The sequence below is a fragment of the Nocardia sp. NPDC055165 genome, from assembly GCF_053606985.1.
In genome coordinates this window covers 240,847-261,689 of sequence record NZ_JBSGSS010000008.1, presented here as the reverse complement: position 1 = coordinate 261,689, position 20,843 = coordinate 240,847, and the positions used below count along the sequence as shown (strand labels likewise).

The following is a 20,843-nucleotide window of genomic DNA, read 5'->3' as shown; positions in this document are numbered from 1 at the left end:
CTTCAGCCCCGGGGGAATTCGCCTCCGTCGACGAACAGATTGGTTCCGGTGAGCCAGCTCGCCCGGTCGGAGACGAGGAACAGCACCGCGTCGGCGATGTCGCCGGGGCGACCGTCGCGCCCCAGCGGCGTCGTGCTGGTCGCGGTGACCGTGTCGCCCAGTGTCGCGTCCATCCGTGCCCACAACTCCCGGGTCTCCTCACCGCCGGGGGTGGCGGTTTTGCCCGGCGACACGGTGTTGACCCGAATTCCGGCGGAGGCCAGGTCCAAGGCGAGTCCCCGGCTGTAGGTCTGCAGTGCGGCCTTCGCGGCCACGTAGTGCAGGAACTGCGGTGCCGCGGTGGGAACCGCGGCCGAGGAGACGTGCACGATCGCGCCAGACCGCCGTTCCCGCATCCCTGGCACCAGCAGCGAGTCCAGCCGCACCGAGGCGAGCAAGTTCAAGTCGAGCGCGTCCTGCCATTCCGCGTCGGGGATCGCCGAAGCGCTCGCGTGCGGGCGCGCGCCACCGGCGTTGTGTACGAGGATGTCCACCCCGCCGAGCACGTCGTGCGCGGCGGCGGCGAGCGCCTGTGCCCCAGCCTGCGTGCGCACGTCGGCGGTCACGAAGGTGGACCCGTCCGGGATGGTGTTCGCCGCCGATCTGGCGGTGGTGAGCACCTCGGCGCCCGCGTCCAGCAGCTGGCGCACGACGGCCGCCCCGATTCCGCGGGAACCGCCCGTGACCAGAGCTCGTTTTCCGGCGAGTTCTCGCGTGTGCGAAACATTCTCGATCGTGGTCATGCCAGCGGTCCTTTCGATTGCGTATTCGCCCGACGGGCAGGGAATCGACATGTGCGGCGCGCGAAACCTCGATGAAATCGCGGTGCGTTCCTCGTCGAGCTGTTTCACGGTATGCCCGGAAAACAGTGCGCGGCAAAGACGAAATGTCAGCAGGTGGCATAGGGAATTCCTATGCCGGCCCGGCTCTTCCGCCGGTGCGCGTCCCGCTGATGTCGTCGGCCGGTGGCCGTCTGGCGTCTGGCTGAACCCGCCAGTACCCTGTGCCCGTGAGACCGATGGGCAATGCGCCGGGCGGGACGGCGCGACCGCGTGTCGCTCTGACCGCAGTCGCTGTAGTGGTATTTGTGACCTTTCTCGACACCACCGTCGTCAGCGTGGCGCTGGGGGATATTCGCCATGATCTGAGCGCGGACGTGACCGCGCTGCAGTGGGTGGTCAACGCCTACACCGTCGTGTTCGCCGGGCTGATGCTCGCCGGTGGGTCGCTCGGGGACCGCTGGGGTCGCAAGCGGGTGATGATCGTCGGCCTGGTGATCTTCTGTGCCGGGTCGGTGGTATCGGCACTGGCGAGCAGTGTCGCGGTGCTCGTCGCCGGTCGCGCGATCATGGGACTCGGTGCGGCGGCGTCGGAGCCGGGCACACTGTCGGTGCTTCGGCATGTCTTCCCGGACGACCGCACGCGCGCGAAGGCGATCGGGGTGTGGGCGGCGGTGTCGGGGCTGGCGTTGGCCGCGGGACCGGTGTTGGGCGGCGTGCTGGTCCATGCGTACGGGTGGCGCTCGATCTTCTGGTTCAACCTGGTGATCGCGGCGGTGGCGCTCGTCGTCGCACTGTGGTCGGTCCCGGAGAGCGCAGACCCGAGCCCCGAGCCGATCGACTGGGCAGGCGCTCTGCTCGGCGCGACGGCTTTCGGATCGGTGATCTATGCCGCGATCTCCGGTCAGGATCGCGGCTACACCTCGCCGTCGGTGCTCGCGTTCTTCGTGCTCGGCGGGCTCGCGTTCGCCGGGTTCATCGCCGTCGAAACACGGGCGCGCGCACCTATGCTCAACTTGCACTACCTGCGCTTTCCGGCAGTGCGTAGTGCACTGATCGTCGCTTTCGCCGTCTACTTCGGCATCTTCTCGATCTTCTTCTTCACCGCGCTGTATCTGCAAGTGATGCAGTCGTACTCGGGTGCGCGTACGGCCACGGTGTTCGCGCCGATGGCCGCCATGATCGTGATCGGCTCGCTGGTCGCGGGGTTCTGGGTGGCGCGGCGAGGTGCGCGCACACCGATGATCCTCGGCTGTGTGGTCGGCGCGGGCGGGATCTTGCTGACCCGCCATATGCTGTCCGGTGAGATCCACGATCCTTCGCTGTCGGCCGCGATGGCGGTGGCGGGCTTCGGCTTCGGGATCGCGGTGGTGCCGTTGACGTCCGCGGTGATGTCGGGAGTTCCGGCGGAACACTCGGGAATGGCTGCCGCGGTGACCAATACGATGCGCCAGGTCGGTTCGGCGTTCGGTGTGGCCGTGCTCGGTGCGCTGGTGAGCGGGTTCCTGTCCTCGGACCTGAAGGCGCGCATGAACGAGCTGGGTCTGCCGACCTCGCTCCAGCCCGACGCCATTCAAGCCGTGGAACTCGGGAAGATCCCCGAGGGCGTCGATATCGGCCCGTATCTGAAATACCTGTCGAAGGTTTCCGAGGTGCTCAATGCCGGCAAGGCGGCATTCCATCACGGACTCGACGTGGCTCTGCTCGTTTCGGCGGTGATGATCCTCGCCGCGGCGGCATTCACCGCGGTCGACGCGGCTCGGCACCGTGCGGATGTCACCTAGCGAATTGCGGTTCGGGTTCGCAGGATTCCGGCCGACGCGCACCGCGTCGGCCGGAATCGGTGTCAGGCGCTGACCGAAGCGGTCACTTCACGAGTCAGTCGCGACGACCACGGACACCAGAAGCAGCCAGGCAGGAATGCTCCACACGCTTCGTCGAGGTGATCCTCGGTGTAGACAATGCTGGAGTCGCACACCTCGATGGCCATGGTGAAGAACGTGATGGTGTCGGGATCGAGGTGGAAACTCCACCCGGGGTTGTAGCTCTGCGCGGTCTTGCGGATCCGGCCCATGACATGGATGGACATCGTCTCGTCGCCGGACAGGATCCGGCGCGCCTCCGCGATCCGTTGTTCGTTGTTCAGCTGGAAAATGAATTCTTTTCCGCTGTAGTCGGTGAATGCAAAGAGCGCCATGACATTTCCCCTTGGTCGATGTGTTCGGCTAGCGGGAGTCGAGCGTGTTGCGAGGTCGAGTGTATCGGCGGAGTCGCGGCAACATGAGCGCATTGCGAATGAAAACTGTTGGGAAACAACAGGTTTAGGGAATCGGTCGGTTTCTGTGTGTGAAACGGGGCAATAGGGGAGCGCCTATCGGCGCGTCCCTGAGGCGAGCTCGTCTCGACGGGGTGATCGCCGCCCCGCCTCCGTCTTCGCCGTGGTGATCAACTCGCGCACCGCGATGGCACCCCGGGCGACCGCACCCGCGACCCGCCCGTCCGCGCCGATCAGTACCGCCGACGGCGTTCCCCGGACCCGATAGCGGAGAGCGGTCTCATTGCCCTGTTGCACCAGGACCGGGATGTCACCCACCTCCTGCGCGCGCCCCCAGGCGGCATGTTCGGCAAGATCGCCGTTGCCGACCAGTACGACTGTCAACGTATCCCGCACGCGCGACTGCCAACGCGGCAACTCTCGGGCCAGCGCCGCGCACATTTCGCACCCCGGATGGACGAACACGAGCAGGACCGCCTTTCCCTGCGCGAGCAACGACGCCAGATCGATCCGCCCGCCCTCGGCGGCCAGTAGCTCGAACTCCGGTGCTACCGCGCCGACCGGCAGGCCCTCGGCACCGAGGGTCGACAGGGCCTGTTCGTCGACCCGGCGACGAAGGGCGCGCAACTCCCCGAGCGTCCAGGTCAGCACGACCGCCAGCGCTACGATCAGCGCGAGCCCCACGCAGGCCTCGACGGGCAATACGGCAGGGACCTGCGGATACCGGATCGCACCGACCGTGACCAGTGCGGCCAGCGCCAGCAGCAGCCCGTTACGCACCAGCGTCGCGGGCCCGATGGGCGCCGAACTCGCCGCGCCGAAACAGGAGCAGCTCGGGTGCTCGCCGCGCAGCAGCAATCGCACGATCGCCGCGGTGAACCCGGCGAGCAGCAGTGCGGACACCGCGGCCGCGATCCCCGCCGTCCATGGCAGCAGCAATCCCGCGGCCACCGAGCCCTCGGCTACCGGTAACCCGATCGCCACCGCGGGAGCCCACCTGATGTCTGTCCCGAAATCGACCACCGCCTTCCGTGTCGCGGGCCCGTCCGCCAACTTCCCCCATGTCGACAGCCCGAAAGCCCCGGCCAGTACCAATCGCGAACCCCACACTCCGTATTCGATCAGCATTCCGGCACCATCCCACAGCCGAAGCGGTCTGAAAGATGATTCGCGGGAACAGCTTTCACCACGCGAGTGCTTCGGTTACCACGGCGATTCGCGTGGTTGTCGCCGCGACGGGGTGCCGGGTCGGGGCGGGTGTTCGTACCGACCAGTAACCGTGTTACTCTCTGTCGGCGCTGGTGTGACAGGCATCATGATCTGCTGTTCCGGCGACTTGGATCACTGCGGCGACGACGCCGGCCGGTGATGACGACTGAGAGGTTCTCGATGAAGCGACAGGATCTTCGACGGATGTGGCCGCATGCCGGGCGCGTCGTCGCGGTCATGGTCTTGGCCGGCGCGATGGCGGCGACGGGTGTGGTGACCCAGGCGGGGCGGGTCTCGGCCGAGCCCGTCAGCGCGTTCTACACACCGCCGGACCGGATTCCGCAGGAACCGGGCGCGATCATCAAGACTGCGCCGATGACCTTGTTCGTGACCCCGCCCACCGAGCAGGGATGGCCGGGCAAGGCGCAGCACGTGATGTACACGTCGCGATTGCAGGACGGGTCCCCGGTAGCAGTGAGCGGGACCTACCTCGAGCCGACCGGTCCGTGGCAGGGTCCGGGACCGCGTCCGACGGTGGTCATCGGCCCCGGCACGTCGGGTCAGGCGGACCGGTGCGCGATGTCGGTGGCGTTCTCGACCGGGATGGCGGTGTCCACCCAGCCGTTGGGGATCTCGGCGAACCAGGAGCTACCGTCGTCGGTGGTGTGGAGCGGCCTGGGTGCGCGGGTGCTGGTGACCGACTACGTCGGCCTCGGCACACCCGGCATCCACACCTACGCCAACCGGTTCGAGAGCGGGCACGCGATTCTCGACGGTGTGCGCGCGGCCAACAATCTGGGCGGTGTCGGACCGGAGACGCCGGTCGTGCTCTGGGGCTATTCCCAGGGCGGTGGCGCCACCGCGGCCGCCGCGGAGATGCAGCCGAGCTACGCACCGGAACTGAATCTCAAAGGCACCTGGGCAGGGGGACCGGTCGCCGACCTCACCGCGATCCTGGAGAAGATCGACGGTGCGCTGATCGGCGGAGCGATCGGGTTCGCCGTCAACGGCATGCTCGCGCGCTATCCCGAGCTGCAGCGTGCGGTGGACCGGGTCACCAGCCCGGCCGGGCGCGCGATGCTCGAGACGCTGAGCGACTCCTGCATCGCCGACGTGATCACGTACCACCCCTTCCTCAAAACCGAGTCGCTGACCAACGACGGCCGGCCGCTGTCCGCCCATCTCGCCGAATTGCCCGAAGCCACGCCGGTATTGGCGGAGCTGCGCATCGGTAACTCCACTCCGGCCACACCGGTCCTGATCACCAGTGGCCGCAACGACGACACCGTCCCGTACGGACAGGCCCGACGGCTCGCCGAAGACTGGTGCGGCAAGGGCGCCACGGTCACCTTCCGCACGAACGAGCTCCCGCCGATCCTGCCCGGAACCACCATCCCGAATCACTTCGGGCCGGAGATCATCGACGGCTTCGGGCCCGACAACGCGTTCACCTATCTACTCGATCGTCTTGCGGACAAGCCGGTCTCCGGCTGCAGCATCGACTGAACAAGGATCTGTGTGTGAAAGCCATTTCGCGCCGCTCGATGCTGGTTGCCGCGGCAACGGCGAGTGGGCTACTTCTCGGTGCCCGCCCCACGGGCACGCCGACTCCGATCGCGTTGCGGTCCAACAATGTTCCGCTGACCTACGAGGACCATCGGGTGGTGGTGATCGGGTCGGGGTTCGGTGGCGGCGTCAGCGCGCTGCGGTTGGCGCAAGCAGGTGTCACGGTGACGGTTCTGGAGCGAGGTCAGCGGTGGCCCAGCGGTCCGAACGCCGAAACCTTCCCGCGCGCGTCCGCCCCGGACAAGCGATTGCTGTGGTACCGATCGAGCCCGAACCTGTTCGGGCGACCGCTCGTGTTCGACCCGTACGCCGGGTTGGTGGAGGCGGTGCCCGGGGTGAACATGACCGCGCTGTGCGCCGCCGGTGTCGGTGGCGGATCGCTGGTCTACCAGGGCATGTCACTGCAGCCCGCCGAGGCGGTGTTCAACGCGCACTTTCCCGAAGAGCTGGACTGGGCGACGATGGATCGGGTGCACTATCCGCGAGTGGCACGGATGCTCGGGCTGGCCGAAGCTCCCGACGAGCTGATCGCCGCCGACAACTACCGGGCCGCAAGGGTCTTCGCGGATCGAGTACGCGGGGCCGGGATGCCGCTGTCGAAGATCCCGATGCCCATCGACTGGAACTTCGCGCTGGCCGAGCTGCGCGGGGAGATGAAACCCTCCTACACCAACGGTGACGGTGCGATGGGGGTCAACAACGGCGGCAAGCACTCTGTCGACGTCACCTACATCGCCGCCGCCGAAGCGACCGGCCGGTGCCAGGTGCAGACCCTGCACGAGGTGACCGATCTCGAACGCGCCCGCGACGGTCGCTGGACCGTGCACGTGCAGCGTCTCGACACCGCGGGTGTCGTGGTCGAGAACAAGGTACTCACCGCGGGATCGGTGATCCTGGCGGCGGGCAGTCTCAACACCACCCGGTTGCTCGTGCGAGCCGGTGCCAAGGGCCTGATTCCCGACCTGCCCGACGGGCTCGGCCAGAACTGGGGCACCAACGCCGATCGCATCTATGTCTGGTCGGAACCCGCCGCGAACTTCGGTGCGGCACAAGGTGGTCCGGTGGTCTACGGCAGTAAGAACTGGGATGATCCGCAGGCTGCGCACACCGTGATCCAGGCCTCCATCCCGCCGATGTCGGTGGATCCGGGCAGCACGATGCTCGTCGGCTACGGCGTCAGTGACAGTCGCGGGTCGTTCACCTACGACGCCGCCCGCGACGACGCGATTCTGCACTGGCCCCACGACGGCGACCGGACCATCCAGAACAACCACATCGACCCCGCCGTGCGCCGCATCGCGGGTTCGACCGGGATGTTGCTGGACACCAACTCGCTGTTTCCCTCGACCTGGCATCCGCTGGGTGGGGCGAGCATGGGCTCGGTGTGCGACCTGGACGGCCGCGTCTATGACCAGCCGGGGCTCTACGTGCTCGACGGTGCGCTGTTGCCGGGTAACGCCGCCGCGTGCAATCCGTCGATGACGATCGCGGCGGTCGCGGAGCGGGCCTTGGACAACCTCGTCGCCGCGGATGTGGGGACGCGCATCTGAGATCGAATCGCCTCGGTGGCGCGACGAGACGATGGACTACTGTGACGTGGTGGCTAGAAAGGGCGAAGGTGATCCCGCGCGCAAGATCACCGAAACCACCCTGTCGTTGCTCGAATCGGAGGGGTATGACGCGGTTCAGCTGCGCCGGGTGGCCCGCGTCGCCCAGGTGTCGCTGACCACGGTCTACAAGCTGTACCCCACCCGCGACGAACTCGTGCTCGCCGCGGTCGCGCAGTGGATGGCCACGAACACCTACACCGAACTCGACCCGCCGCGAGCCGACGAATCGCTCGCCGATGTGTTGAAGCGGGTGACCCGCTACGTGTTCGAGCCGTGGGAGCGTCACCCACGGATGCTCGCCGCCTACTACCACGCACGCTCCGGTCCGGGTGGGCAGCGACTCGACGCGCAGGGTTTCGCCGCGGTGTTGCCCGCGGTGAGCACGATGTTCGCCAGCCTCGACGAGGACTACGCGGCCGATCTCGCCCTCGTGCTGACCAACATGGTCTATGCGCTGCTGGGACGTTTCGCGCACGGTGATCTGGCGATCACCGAGATCCTGCCCGCACTCGAACGCGCCATCGGCCGGCTGACTCAGAACAACGCTCCGTTCGCCGCGGCCGCCGAGCGGACCGCCGGTGCGGGGGCGACTCCGTTCGAGTGGGTGCCCGGTTTCAGCTCGCCCTACTCCCCGGGCACCGAGGCCGACGAGCCGTAACCGGTGTGAAACGTTTTCACGCCGCACCGGAGCAGTTCAAGCTTTGGCAATCGCGACACGGGACTCTGAGGGTTCGGCACCGACGCCGATGCCCAGTAGGAGGAGTCCGAGCGAATGGATCGCCTGAACCACGAGTTCAGTCGGCGCAGCGTGCTGTGCGCTGCGGGGGCGGCGATCGCGCTGACCGCGGTGGCACAGCCGACACAGGCGGGCACGATCACGCGGAAGTGCTCGGTCGACAGCGGTCCGGGAGAGCGCGCCGACCTGGCCGAACAGGCGATCGTGCAGCGGCATGTGCACTCGCTGCTCGGTTTGCCCGACTATCGGCTGGGAGTGCTCGCGTGGCCTGCGGACCTGACCGAAAGGTCCTTGCTCGGGCGATGGTGTTACTGGTGGCAAGCACACCTGCTCGACTGCGCGATCGACGCCGCGCACCGAACCAGCACTCCCGACCGCGTTGATCGGGTCGTCGCCCTCGCACGCGGTATCCGCGCCCGCAACATCACCGGTTGGACCAACCGCTACTACGACGACATGGGGTGGTTGGCAATCGCCCTCGAGCGTGCCGAGCGACTGCTCGACGTCCGTTTCGGCGACGCGATCGGGAATCTGCGGGGCGCCCTGCTCGAAGGATGGAACCCGGCTGTGGGTGCGGTGCCATGGCGCAACGGCGACGACTTCTACAACACGCCCGCGATCGGCCCGACCGGCATCGCGCTGGCGCGCCTCGGTGAACTCGACCGCGCCGGCCAACTGGCCGATTTCCTGCACACGCGATTGCGTGACACCGCCAGCGGCCTGATCCACGATGGGGTCCACGAGCCCGGCGGGCAGGTGGACCGCACCGTGCACACCTACTGCCAGGGTGTGACCATCGGGCTGGAGGCCGAATTGGCGCTGCGCACAGGCGAATCGGTTCATCGTCAACGTGCTGCCGCCGTGATCGCCGCGGTCGAGCAGCGACTCACCGCCAGGGGGGTGATCGTCGCCGCCGCCGGAAACGATTCCGGGCTCTTCATGGGAATCCTCGCGCGTTTTCTCGCCGAAGCCGCACTGTCGCTGAACAACACGACCGCGGCGAATATCGTGCACGCCTCCGCCCGGGCGGCTTGGGAAAACCGTGCCGAGGTGAACGGGTTGCCGCTGTTCGGCGCGGACTGGACCCGCCCGGTCGCGGTGCCCGAGCATCCGGGGACCTTTCTCCAGCTCGCGGACGCGTCCGCCGCATCGTCGGCGAACCTGAGCCGGGACCTCTCGGTGCAGCTGAGCGCGTGGATGCTGCTCGAAGCGGACTACCGGCTCACCGCGGCGGGCCACTGACCGGCCTCATTCACCCGGCGAGAAGGGGCAACTGCTGGAACGGTATTCGCGCACCGCCGTCGCCGAGCCGGCCGTCCGGCTCAATGTCACGGACGCTCTGCTCGAAGCGGGTCTGCCGCCCCTGCCCGCCGATCGTGTGGCAGCCGCCCTGTGCGCCGAGATCCGGCGGCTGCTCGACGAGGCGTGAAGCGGCTCAGGGCATTTCGACGGTTTCGGCCCTGGCGATCTCGTTGATCGCGCGCTGAACAGCGTGATCCGGCGGTGTCCGGGCGAAATCGGCGAGGTACTCGATCAGGAGTACCGCCGCGGGTTGGGGGTTCGTCCACTCCCGGTCGGTTTCGGCCGACTCGTCGATCCCGAGCGCCCCGGCGAGCGCGCTGAAGACCGCGGCGGCGTCGAGTAGGGGCAGCCACGTCGCCGATCGGCGTACCACCGATTCCAGCACGGCGCGCACATCGTCGCCGGTGAGACCGTCCGGATGCGCGATCTCGAGCAGGTCGCGAACGATCCCCGCCAGCACCGAGGTGACCTGGTCGGCGGGGAGTTCGGACAGATCCGCGGTGGTCGCGCTGAATCGGGGTTCGTCGGCTGCCCTCGCCGCGCTGACGGCGGCCTCTACGGCGGTCGCGATCGCGCGGGCTGACGAAGGCCAGTCGGACGGCCACATGGGTAGTTCTCCTCGAGGGTCGGTACACGTGCCTCGCCTACCTGCGTATGCGGGCTGTTGTCAGCGTAGTCAGTGCGGGGCCGCGGGCCGCACGCGTGTCAGCAGGTCCGACCACTCCACCGGCCGGGTCCGACCCCGTGACCGTGTGGGACCCGAGGCCGATGAGCTCGTTGCCTGGCTGATCGGTTGCGGGGAGGTGACCCGATCGCGCCCGCGCGTGATCGGGTAGCGCGCTACTCACGCGCGCCGGCAGGCCGGCGGGCCACGCTTTCCAGCAGAGGCGACGGATCCCGCCGTTGTCGACGCCGACACAGGAAGCACGACCGCCATGATCATCGACGACACCCTTCGATCGGCCGTCGACACCGACGACACCGGCGAATTCCATTCCGGCCCGGAGGCGGGCTCCGCGCTGATCGGCAGTGTCGCGCACGGGGTACGCGAACTGCGCTACGCCGCGGTCGACGACCTCGCGATCTTCGAGGGCGACATCGTGCTCGGCACCGTCGAGGAGATCGATGCCCGCCGTAGACAGGAAGGCGTGGTGGTCTCCGGTGCGGTGTTCCGCTGGCCGAATGCCGTGGTCCCCTTCGAGGTCGACCCGGCCCTGCCTGCACCGCAGCGGGTCTTCGACGCGGTCGCACACTGGAACGCACGCACCAGGATCCGGTTCGTCCCGCGCACCGGCGCCCACGGCGACTTCGTACGGTTCGTGCCCAGCACGTCGAGCCGGTCGCCGGTCGGGCGGCGGGGCGGACGGCAGACGATCGAACTCGCCGCTTCCGCGCCCGTGGGCACCGTGGTCCACGAGATGGGGCACGCGCTCGGACTCTGGCACGAGCAGAGCAGAGAGGACCGGGGCAACTTCATCGCGGTGCGGCTCGACCGGGTCGACCCGGCGCACCGGCACAACTTCGATCAGCACATCACCGACGGTGACGACGTCGGCGGCTACGACTTCGGCTCGATCATGCACTACCCCGCGACGGCGTTCAGCACCACTGGGCAGGCGACGATCCTCGCGCGTGTGCCCGTGCCGCCCGGCGTGACGATGGGCCAGCGCTCCGCGTTGTCGGCCGGCGATGTGAACGCCGCCCACACGATCTATCCGTGACATCGCGCAGGTGCCCGCGCGGTGAAGTCGAGTGGTCCACTACTCGTGATCGGCACCGCGCACGCGCCCACGCTGAATACCCCAGCACACATTCTCCGGGCGAGGTGACCCATGGATACCGAGAGCGAAGCTCGTACCACCGCGTGGCACGAACAGATGGATGCCGCATCGCAGCGATTCGACGACACCGAGGCGCAACGCGATGAGGTGACGCGCCTGCGGGCGGTGACCGAGTCCGATGTCGTCGACACCAAGGAACAGATTCTCGCCCGCGCCGACCGGCTGCTCGTCACCGGCGAAGTCCCCGCGCAGGCGGTGATCGAACTCGGCAGGCAGGATCCGGTCGACAGCATCCGCTCGCTCGAGCGGGTCATCGGCTTCGCCAACGAGTTGCAGGCCGCGAACTTCCTGACCCGCGGTGCTCGCGCCGCCGCGGCGGTGGCGCGCATCTCGTTGGCCGACAACGGTCGTGAGGTGCCGATGGGTACCGGTTCGATGGTGTCGCCGCAACTGCTGCTCACCAACAATCATGTGCTGCCGACGCGGGGGGCGGCCGAGTCGGTGGTGATCGAGTTCCGGGCCGAGGTCGACATCGACAACGTCCCGAACCCCACCGTGCGCTATCGCCTGGCGCCCGACGACTTCTTCGTGACCGACAAACACCTCGACTACACCGTGGTGCGTGTGGCGGCGGGGCCCGACGGCGTGGCGCCCGGCGCCACATTCGGCTGGAATCCGCTGATCGCCAAGCCCGGCAAGATCGTGATCGGTGAGGCGATGAACGTCGTCGGGCACCCCTCGGGCCGGCTCAAGGAGATCTCGATCCGGCACAACCGCCTCGACCTGCAACTCGACGACTTCCTGCACTACGCCTCCGACACCGAACCGGGGAATTCGGGCTCGCCGGTCTTCAACGATCAGTGGGAGATCGTGGCGCTGCATCACGCCGGAGTCCCGAAGAAGGACGACCAAGGCCGGGTGCTGCGCAAGGACGGCAAACTGTGGCAGTCCGGGGACGGCGACGACGCGATCGACTGGATCGCCAACGAGGGCGTTCGGGTGAGCGTGCTGTTGCACGATCTCGGATCGCGGCAGTTCGATCCGGCCCAGCGCGCCCTGCTCGACGAACTCGGGCTCGCGGCGGTCGCACCGAGCGAGGCCGCTAGCGCACTGCCGGTGCCGCCACGGGGGTCGGCCGCCGAAAGCCTGGTGCGTGGCCTGCGTGGTCGGTCGAGCGCGTTCGGTGGTCGACGCAGCGTGCTGTTCCTGCACGGACGCGGACAACAGGGCCGCGACCCCGTCGAATTGCGCCGCAACTGGACAGCGGGTTTGAACAAGGGACTCACCCTCGCCGGCCTGAGCCCCATCGACCCCGCCGATGTGTACTTCCCCTTCTACGGTGACCAGCTCGTGGAGAGCATGGACACCCGCGAGGCCGTCGACTCCGGTCCGGCACTCTACGAGAGCCTGGTCGCCGAGGCCGCGCGCCGGGCCGGGATGCCGGACGCCGGTGACCTGCCCACCGACCCGCAAGCGCGCGAACTCTTCGGCGGGTTCGGTGCGGTGGTGCTGGGGCGGTTGCACGACCAGCTCAGCTGGATCGCCGCCCGCAGCGGCCTCGATTCCGCGCTCATCGGCGCCATCTTCAAAGACGTCGCCGCCTATCTCGACGACGAGCGGGTCCGCAAGAGTGTGCTGGACACGGTGCTCATCGATGCGCCCACCGAGGGCGAACTGATCCTGGTCAGCCACAGTCTCGGCACGGTGGTCGCGATGGATCTGCTCACCCAGCTGCCCCGCGAACTGAACGTGCGCCTGCTGGTGACGGCGGGCAGCCCGCTCGGGATGGACGGGGTGTACCGCAAGCTGCTGACGGGCGGGCCGAGCAGGCCCGAGCGGGTCGGTGAATGGCTCAACACCTGGTACGCCGGCGATCCGATCGCCATCGGCTGCCCGCTGCGTCAGGCCTGGGGGTCGGATCTGCGCGACCTCCCGGTCGAGAACCCCAAGGAGCGGGCGCACGACATCGCCGAATACCTCGCCCATGCCGCGGTGGCGGCCACGATCGGACACACGCTGTCCGCCTGAGCCACACCACGATTCGCACGACAATCACTCGACACAGGTAGGTGGGCCCGCACCCTCGGCGCTACGGCGTGAACGGGCGCTGATCGAGAAAATCGGCGCCCGCGTTGATCGTGAACAGATAAGGAATATCCGCTCACTGCCGTTCCTCCGAGAAATCGGTCCTTCTCGATCCTCCTTCGGCCGTGTCGAACTCGATTGCGTGGCGGACTACTCGAATGTGCGACACAACCGTCGCCGCATCCGCGCGTATTCGGGTAGTGGATTACGCATTCGCGCCCGCGCGCCCGCGCGCGACGATAGCTCCAGACAGTTTTTCCGCCGAGAAAGGGCGCCGAAATGTTGGAGACGGATACGGAAGACGCGGTCGTGGCAGCGAGCGCGGATACCGAAGAGGAGGTGTTCGAGTCGGCGAAAACCGGCTACGGCGCCGAAGAAGCCGACGTTCGGGCGATCGACCAGACCTATATCACATCAATTTTCTGGGCACAGAAGATCCTGCGCACCCATGGAACAGGTGCCTGGGTATTCGGATTCCCGAACGCCGACGTGCGGGCAGATAGTCAGGTCTCGGTGAGTCTGACCGAGATCGACACGAACAACATCCCGTTCCTCGGACCTGCCACCACCCAGGTCCTGAATGTGGTTCCGCACGCCGACGGCACCATGACAGTGCGATATCACGTGGGGTGGAACAGCAATATCAGGGTGCTGTTCAACTTCATCATCGCCAATTGAGCCGCCGCGATGGCAGTGTCACGGGTCCGCCGGACGCCGGGCTCCGATCGACAGCGTGGTCGATCCAGGCCATCCGGCACCGTGGCAGTCGCAGGGCAGGTCCGCGTCGCCGACGACGTCGATCAGGACCGGTCATCGACCCCCTGCCGAGCGTTACCCGAGCCGGTGCGCCGCCGCCAGTGCGGTGAGCACCTGCTCGGTTTTGGTATCACCCGACGCGATCGTCAGGCCGAGCGTACGCAGGGCGGCTTCGAGTTCGCGCCGGGCGTCGAGCGCGCGCAGGTGCAGATCGACGGGCGAATCGCCCTGTTGCGGTGTGACTTTCAGCGACAGCTCGACCAGATCGAGTCCGGTGGTGCTCCACCGTTCGACATCGGCGCGCAGTGTCCCCACCGGCACCCCCGTCCACCGTGCCGAAGCGACCGGTCCCATCGCGCGCAGGTGGTCGACCGCGACGCCGGGGGGCGTGCAGCTGACCAGGAACTGGCGCTGAGCCGAGTGGAGCGCGCCGGTGACATCGACACCCCGGGCCACGGCCGCGCGCAGCGAACCGGCAGGCCGGGAGCTGATCGCCGAGGCCGACAGCATCCGCCGATCGGCCGACCAGTCGCTTTCGATGCGGTACCGCACACCCGGCTCGGTGAAGGGCGCCCCCCAGCGGCCCGCCAGCTGGGAGGGCACGCACGGTCGCAGTTTGACGGTGAGATCGTCTTCCTCCGCGCCGCTGCGCAACCGGATGACGATGCGGCTCGACAGCAGCGTGGGCGCCCCCGCGGTACCCGGGTGCAGCGGCTCGGCGAACCAGATGTCGCGGTAGACCGCGGCGGTATCGGGACATCGGAGCCGGCGCAGTGCGCCCGCGACATCCCCGTCGAGGTTCACTTTGATCTCGATCGGCGTGATCACCCGGGCCCCCTTTCTGTCGCTGTGACGGGTATTGCCCGCGGTGCGCGGGCTCCCTGGAAGCCAGATTCGCCCATCGACGGGCCGCGGCGCGCGCGTAGTGCGCTACCCGATCAGGTCGCGCGTCCGGGTCGAGCGAGGACCATCGACCACAGCAGCGCCGGATCGGCGCCACGGTGCCCGCGTGCGCGTGCCCGCGCGTAGTGGACTACTCGTGACAGGCCTGACCAGGCGCCGGAGACTGGATTCGATCGGTCCGGTAGGCGGCGAGCACGCGCCATTCCGTGGAGGTTCTCGATGGTCGACGCACAGCAGCAAACACTGGTCACTCGCGCATTGGTCACCGCCGCGGAGGCGCTCGACCGGCGGGTCGGCTGGTTCCGGCTACCGACCCCGTTGGGGTTGGCCGTGCTGGTCGGCCTGCGCAGCAGACTGCGGGCGCGCAACCTCTTCGACACCGGCCCGCACCCGGCCGGACCGCTGCCCCCGGACGACGCCGGCGAACACCGTAACGCGCGCACCGTCGAGGGCACCTACAACAGCCCCGACGACCCGCGCGCGGGTTCGATCGGCTGCCGATTCGGCCGCAATATCCCACTCGATCGCACCTACCCCGAGGATCCCGCGCGGATCATGGAACCCAACCCGCGCACGATCAGCAGGCAGCTGCTCACGCGCGACCGATTCCAGCCGGCTACCACCCTGAATCTGCTGGCTGCGGCCTGGATCCAGTTCGAGGTGCACGACTGGTTCGTGCACGACCCCGCCGAACAGGACCCCTTCGTCGTCACCCTGGACGACGATGATCCGTGGCCGCACCCCCCGATGGCGATCCCGCGCACGGTGACGGTGCCCGCCCCTGACCCGGGCGCCGCGCCGACCTACGTCACCGGCGAGACCCACTGGTGGGATGCCTCTCAGATCTATGGCAAGACAGCGGAATTCGCCGCTTCCCTGCGCTCGGGAAAGCACGGCCAGCTCGTGATCGACGAACTCGGACTCCCGCCGCTGGACGCCGAGCGGCTGGTGGCACTCGATCCCTCGGCGGCCAACGCCTGGGTGGGCCTGGCCCTGCTGCACTCTCTGTTCCTGCGCGAACACAACGCGATCTGTGCTCGCCTCACCCGGCGCTACCCCGACATGAACGACCAGCAGCTCTACGACACCGCCCGGCTGGTCAACTCCGCGTTGATCGCGAAGATCCACACTGTCGACTGGACACCGGCCGTGATCGCCCATCCCACCACCGTGGCGGCCATGCGCGCGAACTGGTTCGGCGTGCTGGGAGAGCGGGTTTCGCGGCGCTTCGGCCACTTCATCGGCAACGAAGTGCTGTGCGGCATACCGGGTTCCGCGCGCGACGACAGCGGAGTGCCGTACTCGCTCACCGAGGAGTTCGTCTCGGTCTACCGCATGCATCCGCTGATCCCCGACGCGCTCGTCGTCCGCAGCCTGACCGACGACACCGTGCTGGCCGAGCACCCGCTGCCCGACCTCGGCGTCGCCCACATCCGCGAACGGCTCGCCGAGACGGCGATGGACACGCTGCTCTACTCCTTCGGCCGAGCCAACCCCGGCGCGTTGACGCTGCACAACTACCCCGTTCACCTCCAACAGCTGGAGCGTCCGGGCCAACCGCTGCTCGATCTCGCGACCGTCGACATCCTGCGGGTCCGCGAGCGAGGTGTGCCGCGCTACAACGAGTTCCGGCGGCACCTGCGCCTACCGCCGGTCACCTCGTTCGACGAACTCACCGATGACCCGCGGTGGGCACGCGAACTCGAACAGGTCTACGGCGACGTGGACGATGTCGACCTGATGATCGGCCTCTACGCCGAACCCAAGCCGCCCGGTTTCGGCTTCAGCGACACCGCCTTTCGCGTGTTCGTGCTGATGGCGTCGCGGCGGCTGTCGGCGGACCGGTTCTTCACCACCGACTTCCGGCCCGAGGTCTACACCGAGGCGGGCTTGGCCTGGGTGCGTGACAACACGATGCGCAGCGTGCTGCTGCGCCATTTCCCGACCCTCGCGCCCGCGCTGGAGGGCGTCGCGAATCCGTTCGCCCCGTGGAGGAGCCCACGATGAGCTATGTGAGCTACCGCGAGGACCTGGAACAACCGCGGCCCGACGAAGAACAGATCATCGACAAGATCATCGCGGTCCTGCGCGACAACAATGAACGCGCCTACCGTAAGTACAAGCGAGGTTTGCGCGACGCCCATGCCAAGAGTCACGGCATCCTGCGCGGCGAACTGACGGTGCCCGCTGGCCTGCCACCCGAACTGGCCCAGGGCATGTTCGCCACCCCGGGCACCTATCCGGTGATCGCGCGGTTGTCGAGCACCTCCGGGGTGATCCGCAGCGATCAGCTACGCGGCGTCCGCGGACTCGGGATCAAGGTGCTCGGGGTACACGGACCGCGCGCGCTGCCCGACGACGAGGCGAGCACGCAGGACTTCATCATGGTCACCCACCGCGAGTTCCTCTTCGCCGACGCGCACGCCTACCTCACCAAGGGCATGCCGACCGCGTGGGTGCTGGCCCGGCTGCCCGACGCCGCCCTGCGCGCGGGCAGCGACCTCGTTGCCGCGCTGAACACGCACGTGCTGCGCCGGATCGGGCGCAGTGTGCCACCGAATCTCGGTGTCTTCGTCGCACCCAACACCCACATCCTCGGCGAGACCTTCTACTCCTCGGCGCCGCTGCGCTACGGCGACTATGTGGCCAAGCTGCTCTACGTGCCGGTGTCACCGGAAGTCGTGGCACTGCAAGGGCAACCGGTCGACCCCGACGCGGGAGTCAATGCCCATCAGGACCTGATCGTCGACTTCTTCGCCGCGCACAGCGCCACCTACGAACTGCGCGCGCAACTGTGCACCGATACCGCCACCATGCCGATCGAGGACGCGACTGTGCCATGGCCCGAAGACGACTCACCGCACCGCACCGTGGCGACCATCCGCTTCGACGTGCAGGATCCGTACACCCCCCAGCGGCGTGCCTACGGTGACGACGTGCTCTCGTTCAACTCCTGGCGTGGCCTGGACGCGCACCGGCCGCTCGGCTCGATCAACCGGCTCAAGAAGCGTGTGTACGAGGCCTCGAGCAACTACCGCCACGACGTCAACAACGCGCCGCGGCTCGAGCCCCGTGACGCCACCGAGCTCCCGCCGTGACCATCGCGGCACCCGCCCATGCGCCGCGCGCGCCCGCCGCGCCGGTCCAGCCGCGCGTCGGCCGTGTCGCCGGGCCGAGTCGTTGTGACAGGGCCGGACGGGAACTACACTTTTCATGTATGGGCGGACTCTGGCAGCTGCTCGATCGTCCCGCCGAATATGACGCCGTCCGTAAGGCTTTGACGAACCGCGACACCGGTGGCGTGATCCTCGTCGGTGCCGCGGGCGTCGGCAAGACCACCCTGGCCCGGTTGGTCACCGCTGTGCTGTCCGAGCCGGTGCGCTGGGTGGCCTGTACCGCGTCGTCACAAGCCATTCCACTCGGTGCGTTCGCGCCCTGGATCGCCGCGTCGGTGTCGCGCGATCCGCTCGCGCTGCTGCATTCGGCCCGGGAGAACGTGCTCGCCCAGCCCGATACGGTGATCGGCGTCGACGACGCGCACCTGCTCGACATCCTCTCGGCCACGCTGGTGCACCAGATCGCCGTCGACCGTGGGGCCCGCATCATCGCCACCGTGCGCACCGGGGAACCGCTGCCCGACGCGGTCACCTCACTGTGGAAGGACGGGTACCTCGAGCGAATCGAGTTGGCGCCGTTCACCAAAACCCAGTGCACCGAACTCGTCGAGACCGTGCTCGGCGGAACGCTGGAGGGGCTGAGCGCCGATGTGATGTGGGAGTCCTCCGGTGGCAACCCACTGTTCCTGCGCAACATGGTCGAGGGTGGCGTCGAGGCGAGCACTCTGACCGACGTCAACGGCGTCTGGCAGTTGCGCGGGCCCACCGCGGTGCCCTCGGGTCTGGTCGAGTTGCTCGGCGAGCGGTTGAGCAGGGCGGGGGCGCCTGTGCTCGACGTGCTGGAGACGCTGGCTGTGCACGAGCCGCTCGACGTCGACATCCTCAGCGAGCTCGTCGGCGCCGACGCCGTGGACGCTGCCGAGGTCACCGGCCTGATCCGGGTCACGAGCCACAACGGGGTCGTCGATGTCCGGTTCAGTCATCCGCTGCTCGGTGAGGTGGTGCGCTGCCGTCTCGGCACAGCCGCCGCGCGCACCCGGCGCGGACGTCTCGTCGAGACGCTGCAGGACCGTGACCTGAGCACACCGGCCCACCGGATCCGGCTGGCGCGACTGTGCGTGGAAAGCGATCGGCCGATCGACATCGTCTTGCTGATCGACGCGGCCAAGGACGCGGTGTCGCTGGCCAATCTGCCGCTGGGCGAACGGCTCGCGCGCGCCGCGTGCGAGCGTGGCGGTGGGCTGCGCGCGGCCGAACTGCTCTCCCGCGCACTGCTCTGGCAGGGCAGGCCCCAGCATGCCGACGAGATCCTGGCCCGGTTCGATCCCGACCGCCTCGATCCGCTGCAACTGGTGCAGTGGGGTGTGGTGCGCGCCAGCTTGCAGTTCTGGTCGCTCGGCGATGTCCACCACGCCCGCGACCTGGTCGAGATGCTGCGCACCCGCGTCGAGTATCCCGCTCTTCGCCTGACGGTCGATGCCGCCGCGGCGGCGATGGCGGTCCACGAAAACCACCTCGACGAGGGAATCGAGGCTGCTGAGCGGGTGATCGCCGATCCGAACTCACCCCGCCAGGCCGTCGATTTCGCCGCGTTCGCCCTGGGCCTGGCAATGCCGGTGGCCGGTCGCGGCGCCGACTTCGCGCCGATCGCGGCCTGCGGCCGGGCGCAGCAGAAGTCCACCGACGGGATCATCCGGGTGATGGTCCGCTACGGCGACGTTCTCGCCTTGACCACCATCGGCGACCTCGACCTCGCCGAGCAGCGCGCGACCGAATACCGCGAGTTCTCCTCGGCAGGGCAGTTCGTCGGCTGGGCGATCGCGCGCATCGCCGACGGGGTCGTCGCCACCTATCGGGGGCGGTTCCGCGAAGCGATCACCGCCTTCGAACAGGCGCTGGCGGCGCTCAACGCCGAGAATTCGCTGCCGTGGAAGCTGCCGGCGCGGCTGCTGCTCGCCCGGGCCTACGCGGCGCTGGGCGAGGTGGAACAGGCCGCGCGGGTGCTCGGTGACGCCGACGAGCACAGCGGGCCACACATGGCCCTGCACGAACCGCAGCGCATCATCGCGCGCGCCTGGCTGGCCGCTGCCGAACACAGCGCGCACTCGGCGGTGGACCTGGCACGCAAGGCCGCCGACCTGGCGCACAGCGCCGGTCAGTACGCCATGGAAGCCGAAGCTCTGCACCATGCCACCCGGTTCGGCGATCGCACCCTCGCCACCCGGCTCACGACCGTCGCCGGTCGTGTCCAGGGCCCGGTGGCGGCGATCTACGCCCGCCACGCCGCTGCCCTCGGCGCTGCCGACCCCCGCGCGCTCGCCGCGGTCAGCCGCGAGTTCGAGTCCGCGGGGCTCCTGCTGTCGGCAGCCGACGCCGCGGCGCAGACGGTGCCGATCTACGACCACGCCGGACAGCGCAGGCCCAGCGCCCAGGCGGCCGCCCGCGCGATGGCCCTGGCCGCCCGCTGCGACGGCGCGGGCACTCCCGCGGTCACTGCAGCGGCGCGCCCCCTGCCGATCACCGAACGCGAACGCGAGATCGCCGCCCTGATCGGCCGTGGCCTGTCCAACCGCGCGATCGCCGAACGACTCTGTGTCTCGGTCCGCACCGTCGAAGGCCACATCTACCGGGCCTGCATCAAGCTCGACGCCACCGACCGCGACCAGCTCGCCGAACTCATCTGAGG

The 20,843-nt window shown here is 68.4% G+C and carries 16 protein-coding genes; 11 read left to right on the top strand and 5 right to left on the bottom strand.

The annotated features are described in order from the left end of the window. Positions 1–2: 2 nt before the first annotated feature. Positions 3–782 carry an oxidoreductase gene (locus ACWFRF_RS18970; protein WP_379314266.1) on the bottom strand — a complete coding sequence of 260 codons (780 nt, stop codon included), beginning with the start codon at positions 780–782 and terminating at the stop codon, positions 3–5. A 344-nt stretch (positions 783–1,126) separates the two neighbouring features. Here ACWFRF_RS18970 and ACWFRF_RS18965 point away from each other — a divergent pair, with 344 nt between their 5' ends. Beyond that, entirely contained in the window at positions 1,127–2,602 is a 1,476-nt protein-coding gene (locus tag ACWFRF_RS18965; protein ID WP_378990084.1) for an MFS transporter, read from the top strand. 62 nt (positions 2,603–2,664) lie between these two features. On the opposite strand, the gene ACWFRF_RS18960 is transcribed toward ACWFRF_RS18965, so the two are convergent. Next, positions 2,665–3,015 (bottom strand): BP74-related protein, encoded by a 351-nt coding sequence (locus tag ACWFRF_RS18960; protein ID WP_378990083.1) that lies wholly within the window; start codon positions 3,013–3,015, stop codon positions 2,665–2,667. Positions 3,016–3,189: 174 nt separating this feature from the next. Next, complete coding sequence (locus ACWFRF_RS18955; protein WP_452451244.1) at positions 3,190–4,221, bottom strand: peroxiredoxin family protein; 1,032 nt, start codon at positions 4,219–4,221, stop codon at positions 3,190–3,192. A gap of 285 nt (positions 4,222–4,506) precedes the next feature. On the opposite strand from ACWFRF_RS18955, the gene ACWFRF_RS18950 reads away from it, so the two are divergent. From ACWFRF_RS18950 to ACWFRF_RS18935, 4 genes are all read left to right on the top strand, one after another. Continuing rightward, complete coding sequence (locus ACWFRF_RS18950) at positions 4,507–5,808, top strand: lipase family protein (RefSeq protein ID WP_449963414.1); 1,302 nt, start codon at positions 4,507–4,509, stop codon at positions 5,806–5,808. 14 nt (positions 5,809–5,822) lie between these two features. Then, the gene (locus ACWFRF_RS18945; protein ID WP_452451242.1) at positions 5,823–7,418 is read left to right on the top strand and encodes a GMC oxidoreductase; all 1,596 of its coding nucleotides are present in this window, start codon (positions 5,823–5,825) and stop codon (positions 7,416–7,418) included. A 49-nt stretch (positions 7,419–7,467) separates the two neighbouring features. Beyond that, entirely contained in the window at positions 7,468–8,136 is a 669-nt protein-coding gene (locus tag ACWFRF_RS18940) for a TetR family transcriptional regulator (protein WP_379312141.1), read from the top strand. Positions 8,137–8,250: 114 nt separating this feature from the next. Next, positions 8,251–9,456: a glycoside hydrolase family 76 protein gene (locus tag ACWFRF_RS18935; protein WP_452451240.1), complete on the top strand. Its 1,206-nt coding sequence runs from the start codon at positions 8,251–8,253 to the stop codon at positions 9,454–9,456. Between the two features lie 193 nt (positions 9,457–9,649). Here the strand turns inward: ACWFRF_RS18935 and ACWFRF_RS18930 are convergent, their stop codons facing one another. Then, complete coding sequence (locus tag ACWFRF_RS18930) at positions 9,650–10,123, bottom strand: hypothetical protein (RefSeq protein WP_452451238.1); 474 nt, start codon at positions 10,121–10,123, stop codon at positions 9,650–9,652. A 328-nt stretch (positions 10,124–10,451) separates the two neighbouring features. Between ACWFRF_RS18930 and legP the strand changes: the two genes are divergently transcribed. The 3 genes from legP to ACWFRF_RS18915 all read left to right on the top strand — a co-directional run bounded on the left by legP (position 10,452) and on the right by ACWFRF_RS18915 (position 14,060). Then, a complete protein-coding gene (gene legP / locus ACWFRF_RS18925; protein WP_378990073.1) occupies positions 10,452–11,237 on the top strand; it encodes a Dot/Icm T4SS effector Zinc-dependent metalloprotease LegP in 786 nt (261 codons plus the stop codon). 111 nt (positions 11,238–11,348) lie between these two features. Continuing rightward, positions 11,349–13,325, top strand: coding sequence for a trypsin-like serine peptidase (locus ACWFRF_RS18920; RefSeq protein ID WP_452451236.1), 1,977 nt, complete (start codon positions 11,349–11,351; stop codon positions 13,323–13,325). A gap of 336 nt (positions 13,326–13,661) precedes the next feature. Next, the gene (locus tag ACWFRF_RS18915) at positions 13,662–14,060 is read left to right on the top strand and encodes a hypothetical protein (RefSeq protein WP_379312136.1); all 399 of its coding nucleotides are present in this window, start codon (positions 13,662–13,664) and stop codon (positions 14,058–14,060) included. Positions 14,061–14,213: 153 nt separating this feature from the next. Here ACWFRF_RS18915 and ACWFRF_RS18910 read toward each other — a convergent pair whose 3' ends face one another. Further along, positions 14,214–14,966, bottom strand: coding sequence for a hypothetical protein (locus tag ACWFRF_RS18910; RefSeq protein WP_452451234.1), 753 nt, complete (start codon positions 14,964–14,966; stop codon positions 14,214–14,216). Between the two features lie 294 nt (positions 14,967–15,260). Between ACWFRF_RS18910 and ACWFRF_RS18905 the strand changes: the two genes are divergently transcribed. The 3 genes from ACWFRF_RS18905 (at position 15,261) to ACWFRF_RS18895 (ending at position 20,841) form a co-directional block, all read left to right on the top strand. Further along, positions 15,261–17,048 (top strand): peroxidase family protein, encoded by a 1,788-nt coding sequence (locus ACWFRF_RS18905; RefSeq protein WP_452451232.1) that lies wholly within the window; start codon positions 15,261–15,263, stop codon positions 17,046–17,048. Continuing rightward, positions 17,045–18,139: a catalase family protein gene (locus ACWFRF_RS18900; protein WP_452451230.1), complete on the top strand. Its 1,095-nt coding sequence runs from the start codon at positions 17,045–17,047 to the stop codon at positions 18,137–18,139. Before ACWFRF_RS18905 ends, ACWFRF_RS18900 begins: the two co-directional genes overlap by 4 nt. Positions 18,140–18,258: 119 nt before the next feature. Beyond that, positions 18,259–20,841, top strand: a complete 2,583-nt coding sequence (locus tag ACWFRF_RS18895; protein WP_379312132.1) for a LuxR C-terminal-related transcriptional regulator — start codon at positions 18,259–18,261, stop codon at positions 20,839–20,841. Positions 20,842–20,843 lie beyond the last annotated feature (2 nt).